This window comes from Pararhizobium sp. LjRoot235 (assembly GCF_964254145.1).
In the GTDB taxonomy this organism is placed as follows: Bacteria; Pseudomonadota; Alphaproteobacteria; order Rhizobiales; family Rhizobiaceae; genus Pararhizobium.
On sequence record NZ_CAXUSP020000001.1, the window covers coordinates 1,458,214 to 1,479,619 of the forward strand.

The window sequence follows — 21,406 nt, forward strand, 5'->3', positions numbered from 1 at the left end:
GAAAAAGTCTTTAAATTCCGGCGAACAGGTCCGTCGATTTGTTGGGGTGCGCACCGAGACCGCCGACATCGGTATAGCGCGGCAGAACCATCATTTGATCCTCGGGCAGCGGCCTTTGCAGTTTTTTCGCTTCTTTCCAGTCTGCCATCATCCAGATTTCGCATTCTTCGCGTGTCGTCAGCAGAACAGGCATTGCTTTCGGATGGATCGGCTTGACGATGTCATTCGGACTCGTCGTCAGGAAAGCGAAGAGATCGTGCTCGCCCTCCCGCGGGGCCCTAATCGGTCCGCGTGCGCCGGTCCATTTTGTGTGAATGCCCGCGAGTGCGAACACCGGTTGGTCTTCATTGAGGACAAACCAACGCAACGGCTTCTTGCCAGTCTCTGGATCCGGTTCTTGTTCGAATTCTGAAAATGCCGTTGCGGGGACGAGGCATCGGTGTTCGACGCCGAGCCATTGCTGCCAGTGCGGAATGAAGGTTTTCCGCACGTTGGTGACGCCTCGATCAGGTTTGCCCTCAAGATGGGCGTCGGGTGTTGGCATTCCCCATGTCGACATGATCAGTTCGCGCTCACCGTCGGCGTCAACGCGGATGATGGGGCCGGGCCTGTCCGGGTGAACGTTCACGGTTGGAGGCAAGTTGCCTTCGCGATAGCGTGTGATATCCGCGAAGTCCCTGATTGCCTGCTGGTTTGACGTCAGATTGTAGAGGTTACACATGCGCAGTCCTCATCCTCGCAGCAGGCGAGGGTACCATCCAGAATTTTCAGTTCAACCTCAAGCTCTCCCATGCGCTCGGACATGAGCGTGGCATAGTTCAGCAGCACGCTCGTCAAATGCGCCAAGCCAAACGTGTTGTCGGCAGCACCTTCGGCTGACGTAATGACCACGACGTCGTCATCGAGCGCGTCAACATAGCTCCTGACGAGATCGCGCTCTTGCCGATAGAAATCCAGGCGGGAACCAAGCGCTGCCTGACGACTCTCATCCGGTGCCTTCCCGAAAATGACTGCACCATTGATTGCGTCATCGACCGACAGCGTCGATGTTTCCAATGTGTCATTCATCTGATGTGCTCCCTTCAAAATAGAGGTTCGTCTGCAGCAGGCAGGGGAAGCGTGTCTGACACCGGTCCTGGCCGTCGGCGCAGATCATCTTCTCGCAGCCGACCGCCAACCGACGTCGCAATTCCACGAACCGCAAGCTCGCGCCGTACTGTTTGACGAGGGCTTTGCGGTCGAGATCGACTGACATGTCGCAAGCCCGGCATTCGGTGGTGATCATCGGAGCTCGAAAATCCCTCAATGTCAGCAGGCCACTCATCGCACTCCACGCTCCAAAAAAAATTCACAGCGACATCGTTCGGCTAGCACCGTGATTGTGTTCGCTGAATCCTTAGCCTTTTTGTCTGCCCCGCCGTTGGCGTCACATTATCGACGGAAGCACCCGTTGACTCACCATCGACTTCGGAACAAATAGGGAACATAATCGCTTTTTATCGATATGGAAATAGCTCACTTTGAACTGTTACGCGCATGCAGACGACCGCCAAGAACGCCCTGGTTTCAGAACTACGGGAGCGCATCCAGCATCTCGAAGGCGGCGCTGTGCGCTCCAGGACGGTGCTGCCGTTCGGTGTTCCCGCGATCGACAGCGTTCTTCCATCCGGCGGCCTCGCCTACGGCGCGTTGCATGAAGTAGCTGGAGGCGGTTCGGGCACAGTCGACGGGGCGGCCGCCGCACTTTTCGTTGCGGGGATCGCGGCCAGAACCAAGGGCAAGATCGTCTGGTGCCTGACGCGGCCGGACTTATTCTTCCCAGCGTTGGCGCAAGTCGGGCTTCGTGCCGATCGCGTCGTGTTCGTCGAGTCCGACAGGGAAGAAGACGTGCTGGCAAACATGCTTGAGGCGTTGTCCTACGGCGGCCTCGGAGCGGTCGTCGGTGAACTTGTCCGTTTGCCGATGACAGCCTCGAGACGCTTGCAGCTCGCGGCGGAAAAGACCGGGACCATTGGTCTCGCGGTCAGACGTTGGCGACGTCAGACGGAAGCTCATGACTTCGGCCAGCCGACGGCGTCGACGACAAGATGGAGGGTGAGCGTAATGCCTTCGGAAGAGCTTCCGGTCCCAGGGGTCGGCCGGGGACGGTGGTTGCTAGAATTGATGAGATCGCGTGCAGGCGAATGTGCTGAGTTTCTCGTAGGAGCGTGTGATGACAAGGGTCGTATCGATATTTCTACCCGAGCTGGCGACCGACAGGATCAGACGAGCAGATCCGTCCATTCCGGTTGACCAGCCGATCGCCATGATCGCCAGAAGCGGGTCGAAACGCTGGGTGTCGGCGGCAGACCGTGCGGCGAAGACGACGGGCGTGCGCGTCGGCATGGCTGCGGCCAAGGCCCAAGCGCTGTTCCAGGGCCTCACGATGATCGATGCTGACCCCGTCGCCGACACCCTCGCGCTCGAACGCATTACTATGTGGGCGCTGACGCAATATTCTCCAATTGTGGCTGTCGATGCTCCCGACGGGATCGTCATGGACACCGAGGGTGCCGACCACTTGCAAGGCGGCGAGGAGTCAATGCTTGTCGGGATCGCCAATCGCTTTCGTGGCAAGGCATTGACGGTAAGGGTGGCGATTGCCGACACCTGGGGTGCCGCCCATGCCTGCGCGCGCGCCGCCGCACGCGACACGGTCGTCATTCCGAGAGGATCGACGGCCGCGGCCGTTGCGAGTCTACCGATTGCGCTGCTGCGGCTTTCGGAGAAGATCGTTGGCGATCTGCGCACGTTGGGCTTTCGGAATATCGGAGAACTATCGGTGACGCCGAGGGCACCGTTGGCACTCCGCTTCGGGCCGGAATTGGGGCGTCGCCTTGATCAGATGTTCGGACGCTTAGCCGAACCCATCGATCCCATCCGCAGTCCGGAGCTGATCGAGGTCAGCAGGTCGTTCGCCGAACCGATCGGCGCGGCGGAGACGATCGATAAATATGTCGGCCGACTGGTCATTCAGCTATGCGATGAGCTTCAGAAAAAAGGTCTTGGCGTCCGGCGCACCGATCTGATCGTCGAAAAGGTCGACAATACCCGGCAGGCGATCAGGGCAGGGACCGCCAAGCCCGCACGAGACGTCGCCTGGCTGACCAAGTTGTTCCGCGACCGCACCGAGAAGATCGAGCCAGGCTTCGGCATCGAGAAGTTGTCGCTTGTCGCTGTGATTTCCGAACCGCTCGAAGAAAGCCAACGGGCATCTTCACTCATCGACGATGAGGTAACCGATATCGTCCCGCTGATCGACGTCTTCGGCAATCGGGGATCACGTGTCTACCGGGTGGCACCCGTCGCATCGGATGTTCCGGAGCGCAGCGTCCAGAGAATTTCTGCTGCCTCCGACAACATCGAGGCCTGCTGGTCCCATCACTGGCCGCGCCCCGTCCGACTGATTGCCCGGCCGGAACTGATCGAAGTCATCGCGCTGATGCCTGACCATCCGCCTGTCTCGATCACATGGCGAGGAAAGCGGCGACGAGTGAAACGGGCCGATGGACCTGAGCGCATCTTCGGAGAGTGGTGGGAGCGCACCAGTGAATGGGTCGCCGTGCGGGACTACTTCGTCATCGAAGACGATACTGGGGAGCGTCTCTGGGTCTTTCGCTCCGGTGACGGCGTCGACACGGCAACCGGGTCCCATAAATGGTTCGTCCACGGAGTCTTCGCATGAGATACTCCGAGCTTCAGGTCACCACACATTTCTCGTTTCTAAGGGGGGCGTCCTCGGCCGACGAACTGTTCGCCACCGCCAAGGAACTTGGCATCGAAGCCCTCGGGGTTGTCGATCGCAACAGCCTCGCGGGCATCGTCCGGGCGTTGGAGGCATCTCGTACGACGGGGATCCGTCTTGTCGTCGGCTGTCGTCTTGATCTGCAGGACGGGATGTCGATTCTGGTCTACCCGACCGACCGCGCCGCATATTCCCGGCTTACCCGGCTGATCACGCTAGGCAAAAGCCGGGGAGGGAAAAACAACTGCATCCTCCATTTCGACGATGTCATCCTCTATTCCGAGGGACTGCTCGCCGTTCTCATACCGAACCTGCCGGACGACGCTTGTGCCGTCCAGATGCGGAAGTTGGCCGAGGTATTCGGGGATCGCGCCTATGTGGCCCTGTCGCTGCGACGTCGACCGAATGACCAGCTCCGGCTTCATGAGCTGTCGAACATCGCCGCGCGCTTCAAGGTGAGGACGGTCGTCACCAACGACGTCCTCTTCCACGAGCCCGGCCGCAGGCAGCTCCAGGACGTCGTCACCTGCATTCGAAACAACACGACGATCGATGAGGTCGGGTTCGAACGCGAGCGCCACGCCGACCGATATCTGAAGCCGCCGGAGGAGATGGAGCGGCTGTTTCCACGATATCCCGAGGCGCTTCGCCGGACGATGGAGATTGTCGACCGCTGCAAATTTTCGCTTGAGGAGTTGACATATCAGTACCCCGAGGAAGCCATCATTCCCGGCAAGACGCCGCAGGAGTCCCTGGAGCACTATGTCTGGGAGTGCGCGCCGGACCGCTATCCTGAAGGACTGCCGGACGATGTGCTGAAAACCGTGCGACACGAACTCGACCTCATCCGGACCATGAAGTATGCGCCGTATTTTCTGACGGTGTTCAGCATCGTCCGGTTCGCCCGGTCTCAGGGCATCTTGTGCCAGGGGCGCGGGTCGGCTGCAAACAGTGCTGTCTGCTACATCCTTGGCGTCACGTCCATCGATCCATCGACCAACGATCTGTTGTTCGAACGTTTCGTCAGCCAGGAGCGCGACGAGCCGCCGGACATCGATGTCGACTTCGAGCACGAGCGGCGCGAGGAGGTTATTCAATGGATCTACAAGACATACGGCAAGGAGAAAGCGGCACTCTGTGCAACGGTCACACGCTACCGGGCGAAGGGCGCAATCCGCGACGTCGGCAAAGCACTCGGGCTGCCGGAAGACGTCATCAAAGCCCTCTCGTCAGGAATGTGGTCCTGGTCGGAGGAAGTCAGCGACCGCAACGTTCGGGAACTGAATCTGAATCCTGACGACCGCCGCCTTGTCTTGACGCTGAAGTTGGCGCAGCAACTCATGGGCGCTCCCCGGCATCTCGGGCAGCATCCTGGCGGCTTTGTGCTCACCCACGATCGCCTGGACGATCTCGTGCCGATCGAGCCCGCAGCGATGGTCGATCGACAGATCATCGAGTGGGACAAGGATGACGTCGAGGCACTCAGGATGATGAAGGTCGACGTGCTGGCCTTGGGTATGCTGACCTGCATGGCCAAGGCTTTCGATCTCATCCGCCAGCACAAGGGGGACGATCTCGATCTCGCCAAGATCCGCCAGGAAGATGCTGCGACATATGCGATGATCAGGAAAGCGGACACGCTCGGCACCTTTCAAATCGAGAGCCGGGCTCAGATGGCGATGCTGCCGAGGCTCAAACCGCGGACATTCTACGACCTCGTCGTCCAGGTTGCGATCGTTCGTCCGGGTCCGATCCAGGGCGACATGGTGCATCCATATCTTCGGCGACGCGAGGGTAAGGAGAAGGTGGAATATCCGACACCTGAACTGGAAGCAGTTCTCGGCAAGACGCTCGGCGTTCCCCTATTTCAGGAGTCGGCGATGCGGGTGGCCATGGTCTGCGCAGGATTCACGGGCGGGGAAGCAGACCAGCTCCGGAAGAGCATGGCCACGTTCAAGTTCACTGGTGGTGTGTCGCGCTTCAAGGAAAAGCTCGTTTCCGGCATGGTCCGAAATGGCTACACCGCAGAGTTTGCGGAGAAGACGTTCAGCCAGCTAGAGGGGTTCGGGAGTTACGGTTTTCCGGAATCGCATGCGGCCTCGTTCGCGCTGATTGCCTATGCCTCGAATTTTGTGAAGTGTCATCATCCGGATGTGTTTTGCGCTGCACTCCTCAACAGCCAGCCGATGGGCTTCTATGCACCCGCTCAGATCGTTGGCGATGCTGCGAAGCACGGAATCGAGGTTCATCCTGTCTGCATCAACAAATCGCGCTGGGACTGCACGCTCGAACGCATCGGGAATACCGACCGGCATGCTGTAAGGCTGGGCATGCGGATGGTCAGGGGGCTTGCCGTCGCGGACGCGGCCCGGATCGTAACCGCAAGAGCGAACAGCGAGTTCGAATCTGTCGACGACGCGTGGTGGCGATCCGGCGTTCCGGCGGCATCTCTCGTCCAACTGGCGGAGGCCGATGCTTTCAGGCCGTCGCTGAAACTCGAACGTCGTGACGCCTTGTGGGCGATCAAGGCGTTGAGAGACGAGCCCTTGCCATTGTTCGCGGCCGCGGCCGAACGCGAGGAACGGGCGATCGTGGAACAGCGGGAACCCGACGTCGTGCTGCGCCAGATGACCGAGGGCCACAACGTCGTCGAGGACTATGCTCATGCGGGGCTGACCCTGCGACAGCATCCTGTTGCATTCCTCCGTGGTGACCTGGCAAAACGGAACATCGTCACCTGTGAGGAGGCGATGGCTGCACGGGATGGACGATGGGTGATGACCGCAGGACTCGTACTGGTGCGGCAAAGACCAGGTAGTGCAAAGGGGGTTCTCTTCGTCACTATCGAGGACGAGACCGGTCCCGCCAACGTCGTCGTCTGGCCTACGCTGTTCGAACGACGTCGTCGCATCGTGCTCGGATCGTCAATGATGGCAATCAACGGCAAGATTCAGCGGGAAGGGGCGGTCGTTCATCTTGTTGCCCAGCAGGTGTTTGACCTGACGTATGACCTATCGGGTCTGGCGGATCGTGACACGGAATTCAAACTGCCGACTGGACGTGGAGACGAGTTCGCACACGGCTCGCCCGGCAGCCCGGATTCACGGGATCGCTCGAAGCCGACAGTTCAACCGAGGGACATTTTCATACCCTTATGCCGAGTTCGGCATAAGGGAACTTATCCCGAGTCCGAAACTATGCCGAGCCCATTCCCTAAAGCCCGAGATTTCCGGTAATCAAGGATTAAAAGCTCGGCATAATTTGAACGCTTTGGAAGACCGGGTATGCCCGAAGCGGAAATCTTTGTCTGCATCCGTTACTCCGAAAGGCATTCTGCAGCCCCCTTGTGTATAGACATTGGCGCACGCTATTAGCGAACGAACAGTAGGAGATGCTATGAACAGCAATCTTAAAGAGCTATCGTTTCAACAGGTTGATGTTTTTTCCTCGGAGCGAATGGGTGGAAATCCACTTGCGGTGGTAGTGGATGCGGACGATCTTGATACATCAACGATGGCCAAGTTTGCCAACTGGGCCAATCTAAGCGAGACGACCTTCCTCCTAAAGCCGACGGTCCCGGATGCTGATTATCGCGTCAGAATTTTCACGCCGCATCAGGAGCTACCCTTTGCCGGACACCCGACTTTGGGTAGCTGCCACGCATGGCTGACCTTGGGCGGAAAGCCAAAGCAGCCAGTTGTCATCCAGGAATGTGAGGCGGGTTTGATCCGGATCAGAAGAGACGGCGATATCCTCTCATTTCTGGCTCCAGATTTGATCAAGACTGGACATATCGATAACGATCTAATGAAACGAGTTATGAGCGGTCTAAGTCTGTCACCTGAGATGATAGTCGATGCGAGTTGGGTAGACAACGGTCCCGGTTGGATGGCCTTGCTCCTGAAAAGCAGAGACGATGTCCTACGTGTCCGTCCGAACTACCAGAGTATTTCCGGACTAAGGGTAGGCCTGATTGCACCATGTTTGGGGGACGTCGATGGCGTGGATTTCGAGGTCCGCGCCTTCACCGCCGCTGGTTACGAAGACCCAGTCACTGGTAGCCTAAATGCGGGTTTGGCAAAATGGCTCATTTCCGCAAATCTCGCCCCGCCTTCATACATCGCTGCGCAAGGGACGGTCTTGGGCAGGTCAGGGCGGGTACATGTCCGGCTCGAATCTGAAGATATTTGGGTTGGCGGCAATGTCGTTACCTGCATAAACGGAAAAGCTATCCTCTAAGACAGTCATCGACCTGAGGCCGATGACTGCAATTGGCGCTTTCCTGCCTACTGAAAGTTCCTCGATAATTGGTGGGGTCGGCATGGACGTCGCGGCCCTCACCGCGATGTCCCTAGCTCCGGCAGGGATCAGAGTTTGTCTAAAAACGCCAATAGCTTGTCGCCAGCCCTGAACCGGCCAGGCGATTGTCCATTATACGGATCGATCTTGGCTAGAGCGGCCTCCTTGATTGCAAGATGGGCATGTAAGTATGGCTGTGTGGACCGCGTCGACTCATGGCCGAGCCACAATGAGATCACCGTGCTGTCGACACCGGCGTCCAGCAACTCCATCGCCGCGCTATGTCGAAGGACATGGGGTGATATCCGCTTTGATCGTAACGACGAGCAATGCTTCGACGCCTTCAACACGTATTTTGCCAGAAGATACTGAACGGCATCAGGGCTCATCCGACCGCCGTGAACGGTCGGGAAAAGAGCATTGCCGTTCCCAACCGGTGGCTCGTCCAACCAGGCCTTGATCGTAACATTGAGCATTCTGGTTATCGGCGTCTGTGAACAGGCACGGAGCTCTGACCTGTTTCGGCTCCGAAGGTTGACCCCGATCTACACGATCTAACGTATTGTTCGGGCGCTGCAACTTTCATGCGCGACGGGGTCGACGTTCGGCGCCGGTGATGGGGTCAACAGCCGCGCCGAAACACACCCCGTTGCGATAAGCGCGCCATCAGAGGCGGGAACCTCGAATTCGATATCTTGCGACGGATTGTCCACGTCGATGAGCGTGCCGTCTATGGAGATCGTCATAAATCGGCTTTCGGCGTCCGGCCAGATTGAGATTGTCATCGACTTCTTCCTTCCTCGGCCATTTCTTTCGAAACGGTTCTAAACATCGGCATTTCGGCGGGTGCGATCGGAGGAGCATGCAGCACGAGCCGGCCGGCAGGGCGCATAATCGCCTCCCAGTCAATTTCCCACCCGTTCAATGCGGACATCAATGCCAGTCCCATCGCTTGCCCAACTGCCGGCGCGACCGCATTTCCAATCTGATCGGCAACGCTTCCCAACCCACCGACGAATTCCCACTCATCCGGGAGGTCCTGCAGCCTGGCGCGCATCCGGTTCGTAAGGCCGGGGACGAATCCTTCGGTTCGGGCATCCTCGTCCGTCGGCGCGGTTTTCGCCGGAGGCGCATAAGAGACGCCGTTTTTCAACGCGCGGCGCGCTTCTCCGTTCTTGGCGCTGCCTTGATATCCGCGGATCGTGTCGGCCAGCGCCCCGACGCCGATCTGCCTGCCAAAACGATCAAACGCGGCCCGCTCCCGCATTGTACGGATCCAGTCCTGCGCACCAGTCCATCCGTTCGCGCCCATCAGGTCAGCCAGAACGTCGCCCATGTTCTTCGCCTTCTCCGGAAACTTCGGTGGCATTCTGAAGGCCCCCCCCAAGTCCTTGCGGAAACCGACGATCATGATGCGTGATCGGTCCTGCGCGACGCCGTAGTCACGCGTATTGATGCGATGGATTTCCGTGTGGTATCCCGCCTTGGACAGCTTGCGCAGGAGCTCGGCGACATAGTCCGCGTGCCGTGCATGAAGCAGACCCTCGACGTTCTCGAACACGAACGCCTTGGGCAAGACTTCCTTCACGGCGCGTACGCCTTCCATCAAAAGGTCGTTCTGGTCTTTCCGGCCCTTTTTCTCGCCCACCGTCGAGAATGGCGTGCAGGGGAGGCCGCCCGCCAGAAGATCGACGCGACGGCGGTAGGACGTGAAGTCGACCTTCCGGACGTCAACATCGATTACGTTCCACCCCGGCCGGTTCTTTCGGAGCGTGGCCACGGCGTTTTTGTTATTTTCGATCAGTGCAACATGTTGAAATCCTGCCCGTTCCAGACCGAGTGCGAGACCCCCGGCTCCCGCGCACAGCTCAAGGACGCGTGGACCATCGTTAGGCAGCGTGGTCAGCGGCGTGCGGCGACGGCCATCGAACTGGGCTCTGTTCCTGCCCGAAAACGGCATCAGAGAGCTGATCTCAAACGCACCGACCTCGTTCACGCGCCCGGCCGAAAGATCTGCAAGCACGCGATGAGCGCGGCCGATCCAGTAGGAAGCCGTTTGCCGGTCCGTGGTGGCACGGGAGGATTGCTCCTTGCCGAACAAGGATTCGAGCTCGGCAAGCAGGCCGGCGGCTTGATCACGAAGACTTGCCTGAACAGGCGCGGATCCTTGGCTACGCTTTGTGAAGTGGCGCCGCACCTCGTCGGTGAAGGAAAGCATCCTCTCTTCAAACGAGGCGACCACAGCCGTCACCTGCTTCCGCGCCGCGGTCGCCACCATCTTCCTGTTATGAGCGGCAGTCGTCTCCTGGACCGTCAGCTTTGCAGCGGCGAGCCTTCGTCGTATTGAGGCGACGTCCTTGGTGTCGATCTGGGCGCCGATCTGCATTCGCTCAAGGGTTTCGTGTCGGGCGTCGGCGTCGGCAGCAACGAGGGCCTTCATCACTGGAAATGACGCCCGAGCCTTTCGCAGGACGTCTTCCGATCCTTTTAGGGTTCTCGCGAATCCCACATAGGTGGATAGCTCCACTGCAGGGAGATTGCAGCGCGCCTTCAAGAACGCTTTGGCCTCCGGCACCGTGACGGCTTCCATTAGTTTTTCGACTTCGGCCGCCATCTGCAGGACCTTGTCGGTCATCTGCTCCTGAAGCTGAAGGATGCGGTGGCGCGCTGCGGAAAGTGCCCGTGCCTTGACGTCGATATCGGCCATACGGAGTGTCCCAATTTGGGACGAACTTACGACATCAAATCTTTCAGCGTCGGTAATCGTATTCGTAAAATGTGAGCAATCTCAGAGGATTCGGATAGCATTCTGCTTTCGGAAAAATGAGTACATGCGATGTAAGGTGTCGCGCAGGTCACGGGGACAATTTACCAAACGTGACAGCCGGTGCCTCACCATCGCGGAAAGGCGCCACCCCAAATCGGATGGCGCTACGTGCTACGATGTCAACAACCTCGACGGGCAGCGCTAGGATGCCACGGAGTACGAAGGCCCGTAGTTTCTTATCGCGCCATAATTCCGACCAAGCTTCCGCGAGTTCGCTCGTGCGGCCGACATGTTCAATGCCCTTGATCAATTCGGCGGCCTGTATGCGATCCTGGACGTCCTTGCCCGCATCGCCGGACAGGCCGCGCATCTGGCTGATGGTCGCCTTGTGCAGCGCGCAGCGAACAGGATCGGGGACGACGACGGCCACGCCTTCCTCGAAGAGCAGCGCCGACCGGATCGGGTTCTTGATCAGGAACTCCATGAGATCGAGCGGTTGGAGAGTGGCGCCCGGCATGTTCGGAATCACCAAGGGCGCTCGTCGGTCGCGGTAGGAGTTCTTGTGCGCGGTCAGGAGGTCGACCTTGTACCGCCCGGCATTCTCATAACGCCTCGGTCCGGCGATTGGATAGTTCGAATTGAACTTCGGCGCGAACGATGGATCGACCGCCGTCAGGATGTCCTGGAAGTCTTCCAGCTTCTGTCCGGTATGGCCGACGTGAAGCGCGATCTCCCGATCCTGGGCAAGGTCGATGTCTAGCGTGCGATGAAGGTCACCGCTCAGCTTGACGCCCAGGATGCCACCGTAGGCCTGATACGCGACGGAACCGACGAGGATGGCGCCTGCCTGGAACAGGCCCGCACGCTGGAAGGCCTGTGCAAGCCTGCCCTCCATGGGATCAGGCGCCGGCAGCCCGGCCCGACGCAGCATCGAGGCCGTTTCCTTTTGAAGCTTGTGACGCGCATGCTCATGGCGATGGCGTTCGACCAGCGCGTCGACCTCTGGATCGCCTACAACTCCGGCGTAGCATGACCGTCGTCCGCTTGGCGCCGTGGGGTCGCGCATGACATGGTACCAGTACTCCTTGTCGCCGCGCTTCAGCTTATGAAAGGTTCCCCTATCGGGAAAGCGAGCGTTGAACGCCTTCTCATGCGCGCTCTCCACGAGATCGGCGAAGGCGATGCTCAACAAAGGTACCAGCGGCTTCATAACGATCCTTGATAGTCATCTGCCAAATGTTTAGCAAGTTTGCTCGTTGCCTTTGCTGAAGCAAATGCTTTTGTGTCAAAGGGCACGCTGGTCGGTCCGGCAACTACATATTTCGGATCGTTGGCTGCGTGAGACAATTTGAGCGAAAGAAGCCGATACCCAATTTATCTGGCGACCTCCAAAATCTCTCTTGACTTTGCGCGCGGTGTTCATATTTTGTTCTCCATGTTTGAGCGCCATTGGATATCGCGAATACGTTGAACGGCTAACCGTCGAAGGGCGGATGCAGTCAGTTTTTCGTATTCGAGGTAATCGAAATGAGCCAATCGCGTATTGAAATGCCGGCGGCCCTTTATGGTGCGTACGCCGAAGCCAATAGCAACTTCTTCTATCCACGCGGCACCGTCAGGTGTTCGGCTTTTCCAATGTTTCGCTCTCACATTGCGAGGGATTTGGGCTGCCTGCTTGATGTCGACCGCCATGTTGTCGCATGGCTTTGTCTGCCCATCGAACTTCATGCCGATTTCGGCCCTCACGTTCCAGATTTTATGGTCGATTTCGACGATGGCTCCAGGGTTTTCATGGACGCCGTCGATCGAGAAGGAAATCCCTCCGTGTCCGAGGCTGCCGCCATTGCGCGCGTTCACCATCGCTTCGTGAGCAAACAACAGATCGAATCCGGATACCGCCTTCAGAATGCGCGCGACTTGCTGCGATACGCGAACTTCAAGACACCATTGAATGACAGGGTGAGACTTCTCGCCGCGCTTGAGGAGGCCGGGTCCCTCAATATCGGCGAGTGCTGGCACTTGTTCCGCGAGATGCCAGCCATGACCGGCATTGCGTCGATGATCCTCAACAGGATGATTGAAACCGACCTTGACGAAGCGCCGATCGGACCAGAGTCCGTTCTCCGCCGCTATCAGCGTTAAGGAGGGGATGATGGAACGTCTCAAGCGATATCGCGCCCCCGTGGAAAAGACCTTGCCAGCCTCACATACACCCTCGCCATCGAGGAAGCCCTCGAGACGATTCCAAAGGAACTGCCAGTTCCCCTCTGGATCGTGCGTCTGCCGAAAGGGGCATTCGAACCCGACTATGTCGGCGCGACAATGCTACTCATGAAGGAAAGGGAAGAGGGCATGCGGTTCGAGGTGTTGACTCCGGACAGCGACAAAAAGGGCCGCCTCGAATTCGACTTGGTGATTCATCGCACCGCTGAAAGAATGCCGTCCGTTGTTATCGTCGAAAACGAGATCGCCATCCCGCCGGCTTTGTCGGCGGCATGCGATGGCGAGACGTCTGTTTCCCCCGTACTCGCCAGCCACCTGCGACAGGTGGCATTGACCGAGCTTTCGGTCGAACTCACGAAAGAGCTGTCGGAGGAGTTGCTTCGACATCCTCTCGAACTTGTCTTCGCGGCTATGCGGCCGGGTAGGTCGGGAGCGACAATCCTCGATCGGGTCAGTCGTATCCAGCAGGCGAAGTCAAAGGGTCCGCCGAGGATTGAGGAGCTTGGTGGTTATGGCGAAGCCAAAGTCTGGGCGCTGCAGCTTGTTGGCGACATCGGCGCCTGGCGGGAGGGCAAGCTCGCGTGGAATGACATCGACGCCGGCCTGATGCTCAGCGGACCTCCCGGTACAGGCAAGACACTTTTCGCGGCAGCGCTTGCCCGCTCATGCAATTTGAACTTCATCGCTACCTCCGTAGCCACCTGGCAGTCGCATGGCCACCTCGGAGACCTGTTGGGCGCGATGCATCGATCGTTTGCGGCGGCGCGAAAAAACACCCCTGCTTTGTTGTTCGTCGACGAATTCGACAGCATCGGCGATCGCGGCAAGTTTTCACATGCAAATGCTACTTACAGCGTACAGGTCGTCAATGGACTGTTGGAACTCCTCGACGGCAGCGACCGGCTTGAAGGCGTGGTTGTCGTAGGCGCTACCAACCATCTGGAGAAGATCGATCCCGCCTTCCTCCGTCCTGGACGTCTGGGAAAGCAGGTTCGCATCGGCCCGCCGGGGTTCGCCGATCGCGTAGGGCTCGCGAGATTCTATTTCGGAAGTGATCTTCCGGACGCTTCTGCCGAGAGCATCGCGGTAGCAATGGATGGCATGACTGGCGCCGACTTCGCAGGGTTGGCGAAGGAAGTGCGTCGTCGGGCGAGAATGTTGGCAGCACCGATCGATGCTGATTTGGTGCTGTCCTGTCTTCCGAAATCGATCCCACTGACCGGACAGGATCGTTGGGTATCCTGCGTCCACGAAGCGGGGCATGCGGTCGTGGGGGTATCGATCGGGTATGGTAAACTGGAGGGCGTGGGCGTCGTCCGCGATGTACGAAAGCACTCGACTCATTCCGGGGCCGCCGTATTCCAGAAGAAGCGGGTGACGTTGACTTCCAAGCAGCAATACCTGGATGAGATCTGCATGCGGATGGCGGGGCTGGCGGCGGAAAGAGTCGTTATCGAAACGTCGTCAGACGGTGCCGGCGGACGCGAGACGTCAGATCTGGCGGAAGCAGCCGACTTGGCGACATTGATGATCGTTGAATACGGTATGGGAGGAAGACTACAGTACGCACGCTCGGCCTCGGCGACAGATAGAGACCATTTGCGAAGGGAAAGCCCGGAACTCGGTCGAGAGGTATCTGACATCATGGCTGGTCAGCTTCGACGGGCGATGTCGGTGCTGACCGGTAAAAGGACCTCGCTTGAAGAGGTCGCAAGACGTCTTGGTGAGGATGGTTATCTTGAAGGCAATGTGGTCGTGTCCATCGTGGCACAATATGACGGCATCGAGAGCGCAAGCTAACGGAAAGCACACACGTTCTCGAACGGACAAAGAGGCTGAAGCTCTTTGGCACGCTACGCTTACGATACGGGCGTCTAGCCGCAACGCGTTGGATACGGGGGATGACCGGAATGCGCCGTCAACTCGGCCATTCAGGCAGCCGAGGCGATTTCCCAAAAGCTGCCAGCCCGGAGGCGGCCGTCGACCTGCACGATGGTGGCGATTGACTTTGAGCTGAGTAGCCAAAGCACATCCTCGGCGCCAGCATGATCACCTTACCGCTAGCTCGTTTGTACCCGTCAGGCTTGCGGTCAATGCAACGACAGCGTCCTCCTCACACTTCGCGCACGCGAAGAAGAGGCGTAGCAGCAAATACCCAAACGGCGAAAAAGCACAGAGTGACTGGTATTCAGCTACGTAACCGTGGAGGCAGGCTGGCCTTGAAGGCTTGGGCTTACAGCAGAGGACATCGATTGCTTCGGTACTTTCGTTTTCATAAATACGACCGCCAAGGGATCACCTGTTGCTAAGGCGGACAAGTCAAAATGCATAATTTGTCTAAGAGTTATGCATTTTTAGAGCTGCGCGGATAAACTCCTGAAATTCTCTCGAGCGACGAATTGCCCTAAGAAGCTCTTGTTCTAGGGCGGGGTCGCTCGACGCCGGCGGTGGCCAAGTACTCAGGAGGCTTGACATCCGCAGGCGCATCTTCCCTGAAAGCGGCACCTTTCCAGCCAGAATTTTCGACAAATGACCTTGGTGGACTTTCAGCAGATTGGATAGCTCGGTCTGAGACATTAGCGTCTCGCGCCGTTTGCTCTCGACCTTGCGAGCGATCTCGGGAATCTTGCCATTCATATGCATTGCATATACAATTCCAGCTATGCTCGCTAGATCGAATCCTATTCCCCGTTTCCTTCCCGATGACGAAGTCGTGCCAGGCGTACGTTTTGGTCTGAGCGGTTGGGCAGGCAGCCCAGCGTATTGGGTCAAGATGGCGGAGTTCGAAGCCGACGATCCCGAAGACTACGTCAGCCCCAAAGGCACGCCGCTGGCCGAAGATGTGGCGTTTTGCCTGCTGGGCGGATACGGCGTGAAGATGGAACTCAATCGTGCCGCATGGGAGCATCTTTATGAGGCCGGCGTCTATTCCTCTGATCCGGTCCCTTCTCGCCAGGAGATCGAGGAACTGCTCAGCGTGCCGCTTCTAGTAGAGGGAAGACGGCACAAATACCGCTACCCTCGGCAGCGGGCTGATCGGCTCCATGTTGCTTTAAACTCGATCCGCGAGCGCCCACCGCAGACCGACAACCACCAGATCTTTCGCCAACAGCTAATGGAATTACCCGGTATTGGACCAAAGACGGCGTCCTGGATAGTCAGGAACTTTTTGGGGAGCGATGATGTCGCCATCCTTGATGTTCATGTTCTTCGGGCGGGTACACTTATGGGACTGTTCTCTGAAAAATATAGCTTGCCGAAAGACTACGAAGCTCTCGAAAAGAAATTTCTCGATTTTGCGAGGGCGATCGAAGTGAGGGCGTCACTTCTTGACGCAATTATGTGGCGGGATATGCGTATACTATTCAGTTAACCTGTTTACCTTCTGTCGAGCGATCTCCTAGAATTGGCAATGGGGGCTTGATTCGATGGCTGGCAAGAGCAAACAAAAGACTATTCGTCAGAGCGCCGAGAATTCGAACGCACCGAAGCCGTCGGTTGGCAAAGATGCTGCGGGATTTGGTCTGGGCGGATTTGAGGGCGCTGATCGATGCGATATCCGCATTGATACAGACCTTGAAGGGATACGCCTCCCTGCGCTTTCCGGCCTCGCAAAGGGCGATGTTCTCCGGATTGCCACGGAATTTGTGGGCAGGCATCCAATTGCAGTCGCGATCAGATCCGACGAGATGATCGTTGGCGCGCTCGCCGCATTTCAGAACTACGCGAATTTCCTCGAATGTCTCCAAAGCGGAGTGAAGTACGCCGTAACCGTCACTCAACTCGGCCAAGGTCATTGCCACGTCATCGGTGGACGTACGGCATGATCATTGTCGGCGGTGTCTATCGTGAAGAATGCGTCCGCCCTCATTGGTCGCGGATCTTTGGGTCGGCCGGGCGCGCCGCCGTGGCGTTGTCCGCGCTGTCGCAAGGCTCTCACCTCGTGGCCCATGCTTATAGCGGGTGGGCAGAGGATGTGCGGCAGACCATGCACGGACTCGGAGTGACGACGGATCTTAGCGAGATCACCTACGATATTGCGTTTCACTACTTCCATCCACTTTCCACGTCGGAACTTGTCGGAGCGGCTGACAGTCCGTTGCCTCCACTTTCTGCAAATGGCGACGTCGTCCTGAGGTTTGGTATGGTGGAGGGCGATGCTATCATAACCGCAAGGCGCGCGGTTTATGATCCCCAGCACCCTTCGTCTGCCCTCCTTTTCCACGTCAATGGCTCTACAGCAAAAGAACTTGCGGTGGTTCTCAATGAGGTGGAACTCGAGTATGGCGCCGGCAGCAGTGACATCTGGAACTACGAACTCGCGCGCCAACGCTTCAACGCCGACGTCATTGTGGTCAAGCGCGGCCCTTTTGGAGCCGTTGTCATGCAGCCAGGCGGCAACATACAAATTCCAGCTTACCGATCGGAAGCTGTTTTCAAGCTGGGCTCAGGCGACATATTCAGCGCTGTCTTCGCTCACCTGTGGGGCGAACGCGAATGGCCGGCGGTGAAGGCCGCCGATTTCGCCTCGCGGGCGGTCGCCCGCTATGTGTCAACACGTGGGACGCAAGTTTCGCTTGAGGGGCTTGAGGATCTGGTTCCTTACGCCATTGGACAAGCGGCCGGTCGAATATACATCGCCGCGCCCTTTTTCACGCTGTCGCAGAGATGGCTCGTCGATGAGATGCGTGACTGCCTGTCGATGCTCGGTGGAGCGACGTTTTCGCCAATTCATGACGTGGGTGCTTTCGGTGGCTCCGATTACATCGCGGGTAAAGACTTGGATGGACTGCGGTCCTGCAATACGGTCCTCGCCATCGTAGACGGAGAGGATGCCGGAACCTTATTCGAGATCGGCTATGCTAGAAGTCTCGGAATTCCTGTTGTGGCTCTCGCGGAAGCACCGCGACCCGAGAGCCTGACAATGTTGGAGGGAACTGGCTGCACGATAACCGACGATTTCACCACGGCAGTTTACGGCGCGGTCTGGAGTTCTCTGAGATGAGGGCACTCTTGTTCTCGGGTGGGTTAGACTCTTCTGCCCTAGCATGGTGGCTGAAGCCAGAGGTCTGCGTTACGATTGACTACGGCCAGCGTGCAGCCAAAGGCGAGGTTGCAGCGTCTTCCGCATTATGCAGCCAGATTGGTCTCGAGCACCGCGTAATTCACGCAGATCTCTCGTCGCTCGGATCGGGCTCAATGGCAGCGAAGACGGTAGCGGACGGCGCGTCGGCCGAAGAGTTCTGGCCCTATAGAAATCAGATGCTGGTGACACTCGCGGCCATGAAACTCATGCCCGAGGGGATCACGGAAATCATCCTTGGTTCCGTATCGACGGACCAGCACGCTGATGGAAAGGCGCCCTTTCTGAAAGCCCTCGATCGTACCCTCTCGCTACAGGAAGGACATTTGCGGGTCACGGCGCCGGCGCGACGGATGTCGACAAGGATGCTTTTGCGCACATCAGGCTTTCCATACGACCTGATCGGCCTCACCTTTTCTTGCCACGTCCATGAATATGCGTGCGGTCAGTGCAATGGTTGCCTGAAGCACCGCGAGTGCGTGGAGACGGCCTATCCGCATTCAGAAAGAGGATCCGCCTGATGGCAGGGTATGCACCTAAGGGTATCCGCCAAGCCGCGGCTAGCCGGAGGCTGGTCGTATTGGAGGACGGCTGTAACCTTCGTTTCAATGTCGATCTTGTCGGTGTTAGGCTGGACCAAGTCCACGGCGTTGAAACAGGCGATGCGCTGCTTGTCCAAATCTCTCAGAATGGAAAGTGGCGCAGTCTTGTTTGCGTGACGAATGGCGGCCGGGTCGTCGGGACACTGGCAGCCTTTCAGGGACTCGCGCAGTTGATCGCCTGCGTGGATAACGGAGCACGTTACATTGCGGTTGTCGAATTTGCTTCCGCTACTCGTTGCTCGGTAGAGGTCATACGAGCATGATTATCGCTGGCGGTACGTATCTTGAACGCTGTCAGTACCCAAAATGGGAGCGCTTGTTCGGATCGGGTGTGCGCGCAGCCATCGCAGCTAGCGGGCTGTCTGAAGGCACGGTGCTCCACACTTATGTGCCGAACATCTGGAAGAGCGACGTCGAGGCGACCCTCTCCAGTTTCGGCATCATCGGGGAATTGGTGCAAACAAGGCACGAGCTAATCTTCGAGTATCTCGACACGCTGCAGAAGTCCTCCATTCCAGAAATTCCTCAAGATACGAAGCAAGAAAAGCCCCTCACTTTGAAAGGTGAGGTCGTTCTGCGTTTTGGGTTCATGGAAGGAACTGCCAAGGTCGAGGGCCGTACAGTTGTTTACGACCCACAAAACTCTTACGCGAAATTCCATGCGAATGGTTCGACTGCAGATAGATTGGCAATGATCCTTTCGGAGGAGGAGCTTCTCGGTTTCGGCGGCTTGGGCGATGCACTTCAAACAGATGACAATCTCGCAGCGGCAGCGCAAAATATTTTTGATAGCAAGCCTTCTCCCCAAGTCATCGTAACAAAGGATCGGTTGGGAGGACTTCAGGTATTTTTTGGTGGGTCTCCGATCGCGATAAAGAGCTACGCCGCCGAAAGTTATTTCCGTATTGGCGTCGGGGACGTTCTTGCAGCGGCTTTCGCGCATGCATGGGGCGAGCTTGGTTTGGAGCCTGTGGAAGCTGCAGACTTCGCAGCACGAAGCATTGCCTTCTTTGCCGAGGATGCTCGGTTACCGCTACTTCCACCGTCGCGGCTATCTGATCTTCGCCATAGTCGCAAAGTTGGTGATGATTTGCGGCTCCTCGGTGTTGGACGCTTTGAGGCGAAATCGCTCGTCATGCAGACTGAGATCCTGATCAGGAGTTTCGGCGGCTCGACCGCGTTTACTTACTTCGACTGGGAAGGTGAGATCCGCGCGGAAGGGCCTATTGACCTGCTCATCATCGGATCTAGCGAGAGGCCCGCGATCAGTGACGAAATACGCGCGCGGGTAGGAGAGCCAAAGGTAGTGTTCTGGCCAGAGCAAGACCGACGGGTGGTTCAGTCTTATTTTCCCGCATCACGCATAGCAGGTGACTTCCCCAGTGCTCTATATCACGCTATGCGGAGCCCATTACCATGACGACAATTCGACCATCCCGGAAGCCATTGCCTCGCGCGGTCGAGAAGCGTCCGCATGGCGCGCCAGGACCAACTGAGTATGAGGTGATGGTCCGCGATACGCAGGCCCGCTGGATCAAGTTCATCGAGTTTATCGATGCAAAAGCACATCCGATGCGAGTCTTTCGAGGGTGCGGCTCTGAGGCGCACGAGTTCATTCCGACCGTCGGGCGACCGCCGGCCGTGTACTCGACTCTACACGAGGAGAGGGTCTTTCGCGCCTTCCAGCAATCAGCGGGGCCAATGTTCCAACTTCCTATAACGGGTGACTGGAATTGGCTCGCGGTCGCCCAGCACCATGGACTTCCAACTCGCCTGCTGGATTGGACCACGAACCCCTTGGTTGCCTGCTATTTCGCGATCTCAAGTGGTAGGCAAAACGAAAACGCGGTCGTCCATACGGTCAATATTCCGTCCGAGGATATAGTAGATCCAATAAAGGATCCGGATCCCTTCTCCATCGATCGCGTGATGTTTCTCGTGCCAGCGAAATCGGCTCCGCGGATCGTAAATCAGCGTGGCTTGTTTTCAGTTCACAATCGGCCGGATAAGGCATGGCTGCCGGAGAATGCTGACAAGTTCGTCATTCCGGCCAGTATGCGGTCAAGGTTTCGACGAACGCTCTTCAAGATGGGCATCGATCAAAGTCACATCTATCCGGATATCGGCGGTCTCTGCGAGACATTGAAGTGGCGCTATATCGAAAGGATCGGCATTGGCACTCCGATGATCGGGTGACGGAATGGATAACAAAAACCAAATATTGCGCCGGAAAATCGTTGAGGCCGTGCAAGCGATGGACCATCAGGACACGCAGGCCTGGTCGGATCTCGACCTGCTTTCGACATCAACGCAGATCGACACAGTAGAGACCTTCGAGAATGAGATCCGGTTCGACGGGGATCAGTTTGAGGGCCCTCTGACCTGGTATGTTGTCCTGCGCTACGGAATGAACACGGATGACCCGCTGGAGACGTCAGAAAGTTTTCCGGGGACCTTCCACGGTAGGGTAGTTGAATCCGACCCAGTCATCGATGACATGACCGTCGATACGTCGTCATTCCATGGTGAGATTGCTGATGACGATGCCTCTGATTTTTAGCTCTGGCGGCATGAACCGCGCTGCGCGCTGGGTAAGTCTTGCAGCTTTCATTGGGTGCGTGCCAGCGGCGAACTGGCTCATTTCGCAC

The 21,406-nt window shown here is 57.8% G+C and carries 20 protein-coding genes; 12 read left to right on the forward strand and 8 right to left on the reverse strand.

Annotation, left to right across the window (positions count from 1 at the left end; translation table 11 throughout):
- Positions 1–10 precede the first annotated feature (10 nt).
- Genes ACSQ2Z_RS06980 through ACSQ2Z_RS06990 form a run of 3 tightly spaced genes read right to left on the reverse strand, consistent with a single transcriptional unit; the run spans position 11 to position 1,285 of the window.
- Entirely contained in the window at positions 11–721 is a 711-nt protein-coding gene (locus ACSQ2Z_RS06980; RefSeq protein WP_436080515.1) for an SOS response-associated peptidase, read from the reverse strand.
- Positions 700–1,068: a hypothetical protein gene (locus ACSQ2Z_RS06985; RefSeq protein WP_436080516.1), complete on the reverse strand. Its 369-nt coding sequence runs from the start codon at positions 1,066–1,068 to the stop codon at positions 700–702. Before ACSQ2Z_RS06985 ends, ACSQ2Z_RS06980 begins: the two co-directional genes overlap by 22 nt.
- Complete coding sequence (locus ACSQ2Z_RS06990) at positions 1,061–1,285, reverse strand: hypothetical protein (RefSeq protein WP_436080517.1); 225 nt, start codon at positions 1,283–1,285, stop codon at positions 1,061–1,063. Before ACSQ2Z_RS06990 ends, ACSQ2Z_RS06985 begins: the two co-directional genes overlap by 8 nt.
- A 251-nt stretch (positions 1,286–1,536) precedes the next feature.
- Here ACSQ2Z_RS06990 and ACSQ2Z_RS06995 point away from each other — a divergent pair, with 251 nt between their 5' ends.
- From ACSQ2Z_RS06995 to ACSQ2Z_RS07010, 4 genes are all read left to right on the forward strand, one after another.
- Entirely contained in the window at positions 1,537–2,292 is a 756-nt protein-coding gene (locus tag ACSQ2Z_RS06995) for an ImuA family protein (RefSeq protein WP_436080518.1), read from the forward strand.
- The gene (locus tag ACSQ2Z_RS07000) at positions 2,213–3,724 is read left to right on the forward strand and encodes a Y-family DNA polymerase (RefSeq protein ID WP_436080519.1); all 1,512 of its coding nucleotides are present in this window, start codon (positions 2,213–2,215) and stop codon (positions 3,722–3,724) included. The genes ACSQ2Z_RS06995 and ACSQ2Z_RS07000 overlap by 80 nt, the downstream gene beginning before the upstream one ends.
- Complete coding sequence (locus ACSQ2Z_RS07005) at positions 3,721–7,020, forward strand: error-prone DNA polymerase (protein ID WP_436080520.1); 3,300 nt, start codon at positions 3,721–3,723, stop codon at positions 7,018–7,020. Before ACSQ2Z_RS07000 ends, ACSQ2Z_RS07005 begins: the two co-directional genes overlap by 4 nt.
- Positions 7,021–7,180: 160 nt before the next feature.
- Positions 7,181–8,023 (forward strand): PhzF family phenazine biosynthesis protein, encoded by an 843-nt coding sequence (locus tag ACSQ2Z_RS07010; protein ID WP_436080521.1) that lies wholly within the window; start codon positions 7,181–7,183, stop codon positions 8,021–8,023.
- A gap of 128 nt (positions 8,024–8,151) precedes the next feature.
- On the opposite strand, the gene ACSQ2Z_RS07015 is transcribed toward ACSQ2Z_RS07010, so the two are convergent.
- From ACSQ2Z_RS07015 to ACSQ2Z_RS07035, 5 genes are all read right to left on the reverse strand, one after another.
- The gene (locus tag ACSQ2Z_RS07015) at positions 8,152–8,628 is read right to left on the reverse strand and encodes a tyrosine-type recombinase/integrase (protein WP_436083012.1); all 477 of its coding nucleotides are present in this window, start codon (positions 8,626–8,628) and stop codon (positions 8,152–8,154) included.
- A 9-nt stretch (positions 8,629–8,637) separates the two neighbouring features.
- A complete protein-coding gene (locus ACSQ2Z_RS07020; RefSeq protein ID WP_436080522.1) occupies positions 8,638–8,868 on the reverse strand; it encodes a hypothetical protein in 231 nt (76 codons plus the stop codon).
- The gene (locus ACSQ2Z_RS07025) at positions 8,865–10,697 is read right to left on the reverse strand and encodes a DNA cytosine methyltransferase (RefSeq protein WP_436080523.1); all 1,833 of its coding nucleotides are present in this window, start codon (positions 10,695–10,697) and stop codon (positions 8,865–8,867) included. Before ACSQ2Z_RS07025 ends, ACSQ2Z_RS07020 begins: the two co-directional genes overlap by 4 nt.
- A gap of 241 nt (positions 10,698–10,938) precedes the next feature.
- Positions 10,939–12,039, reverse strand: coding sequence for a GSU2403 family nucleotidyltransferase fold protein (locus ACSQ2Z_RS07030; protein ID WP_436080524.1), 1,101 nt, complete (start codon positions 12,037–12,039; stop codon positions 10,939–10,941).
- A 230-nt stretch (positions 12,040–12,269) separates the two neighbouring features.
- Positions 12,270–13,016 carry a hypothetical protein gene (locus tag ACSQ2Z_RS07035; protein WP_436080525.1) on the reverse strand — a complete coding sequence of 249 codons (747 nt, stop codon included), beginning with the start codon at positions 13,014–13,016 and terminating at the stop codon, positions 12,270–12,272.
- Between the two features lie 186 nt (positions 13,017–13,202).
- On the opposite strand from ACSQ2Z_RS07035, the gene ACSQ2Z_RS07040 reads away from it, so the two are divergent.
- From ACSQ2Z_RS07040 to ACSQ2Z_RS07075, 8 genes are all read left to right on the forward strand, one after another.
- Positions 13,203–14,873 (forward strand): AAA family ATPase, encoded by a 1,671-nt coding sequence (locus tag ACSQ2Z_RS07040; RefSeq protein ID WP_436080526.1) that lies wholly within the window; start codon positions 13,203–13,205, stop codon positions 14,871–14,873.
- A gap of 973 nt (positions 14,874–15,846) precedes the next feature.
- On the forward strand, positions 15,847–16,446 hold the full coding sequence (locus ACSQ2Z_RS07045) for an 8-oxoguanine DNA glycosylase (RefSeq protein ID WP_436080527.1): 600 nt from the start codon (positions 15,847–15,849) through the stop codon (positions 16,444–16,446).
- Between the two features lie 55 nt (positions 16,447–16,501).
- On the forward strand, positions 16,502–16,900 hold the full coding sequence (locus tag ACSQ2Z_RS07050) for a hypothetical protein (RefSeq protein WP_436080528.1): 399 nt from the start codon (positions 16,502–16,504) through the stop codon (positions 16,898–16,900).
- Entirely contained in the window at positions 16,897–18,078 is a 1,182-nt protein-coding gene (locus ACSQ2Z_RS07055) for a PfkB family carbohydrate kinase (protein WP_436080529.1), read from the forward strand. Before ACSQ2Z_RS07050 ends, ACSQ2Z_RS07055 begins: the two co-directional genes overlap by 4 nt.
- Positions 18,075–18,677, forward strand: coding sequence for a 7-cyano-7-deazaguanine synthase (locus tag ACSQ2Z_RS07060; protein WP_436080530.1), 603 nt, complete (start codon positions 18,075–18,077; stop codon positions 18,675–18,677). Before ACSQ2Z_RS07055 ends, ACSQ2Z_RS07060 begins: the two co-directional genes overlap by 4 nt.
- Positions 18,678–19,017: 340 nt before the next feature.
- On the forward strand, positions 19,018–20,178 hold the full coding sequence (locus ACSQ2Z_RS07065) for a hypothetical protein (protein ID WP_436080531.1): 1,161 nt from the start codon (positions 19,018–19,020) through the stop codon (positions 20,176–20,178).
- Entirely contained in the window at positions 20,175–20,954 is a 780-nt protein-coding gene (locus ACSQ2Z_RS07070; protein WP_436080532.1) for an FRG domain-containing protein, read from the forward strand. Before ACSQ2Z_RS07065 ends, ACSQ2Z_RS07070 begins: the two co-directional genes overlap by 4 nt.
- Before the next feature lie 4 nt (positions 20,955–20,958).
- Complete coding sequence (locus ACSQ2Z_RS07075) at positions 20,959–21,318, forward strand: hypothetical protein (protein WP_436080533.1); 360 nt, start codon at positions 20,959–20,961, stop codon at positions 21,316–21,318.
- The last annotated feature ends 88 nt before the right edge of the window (positions 21,319–21,406 follow it).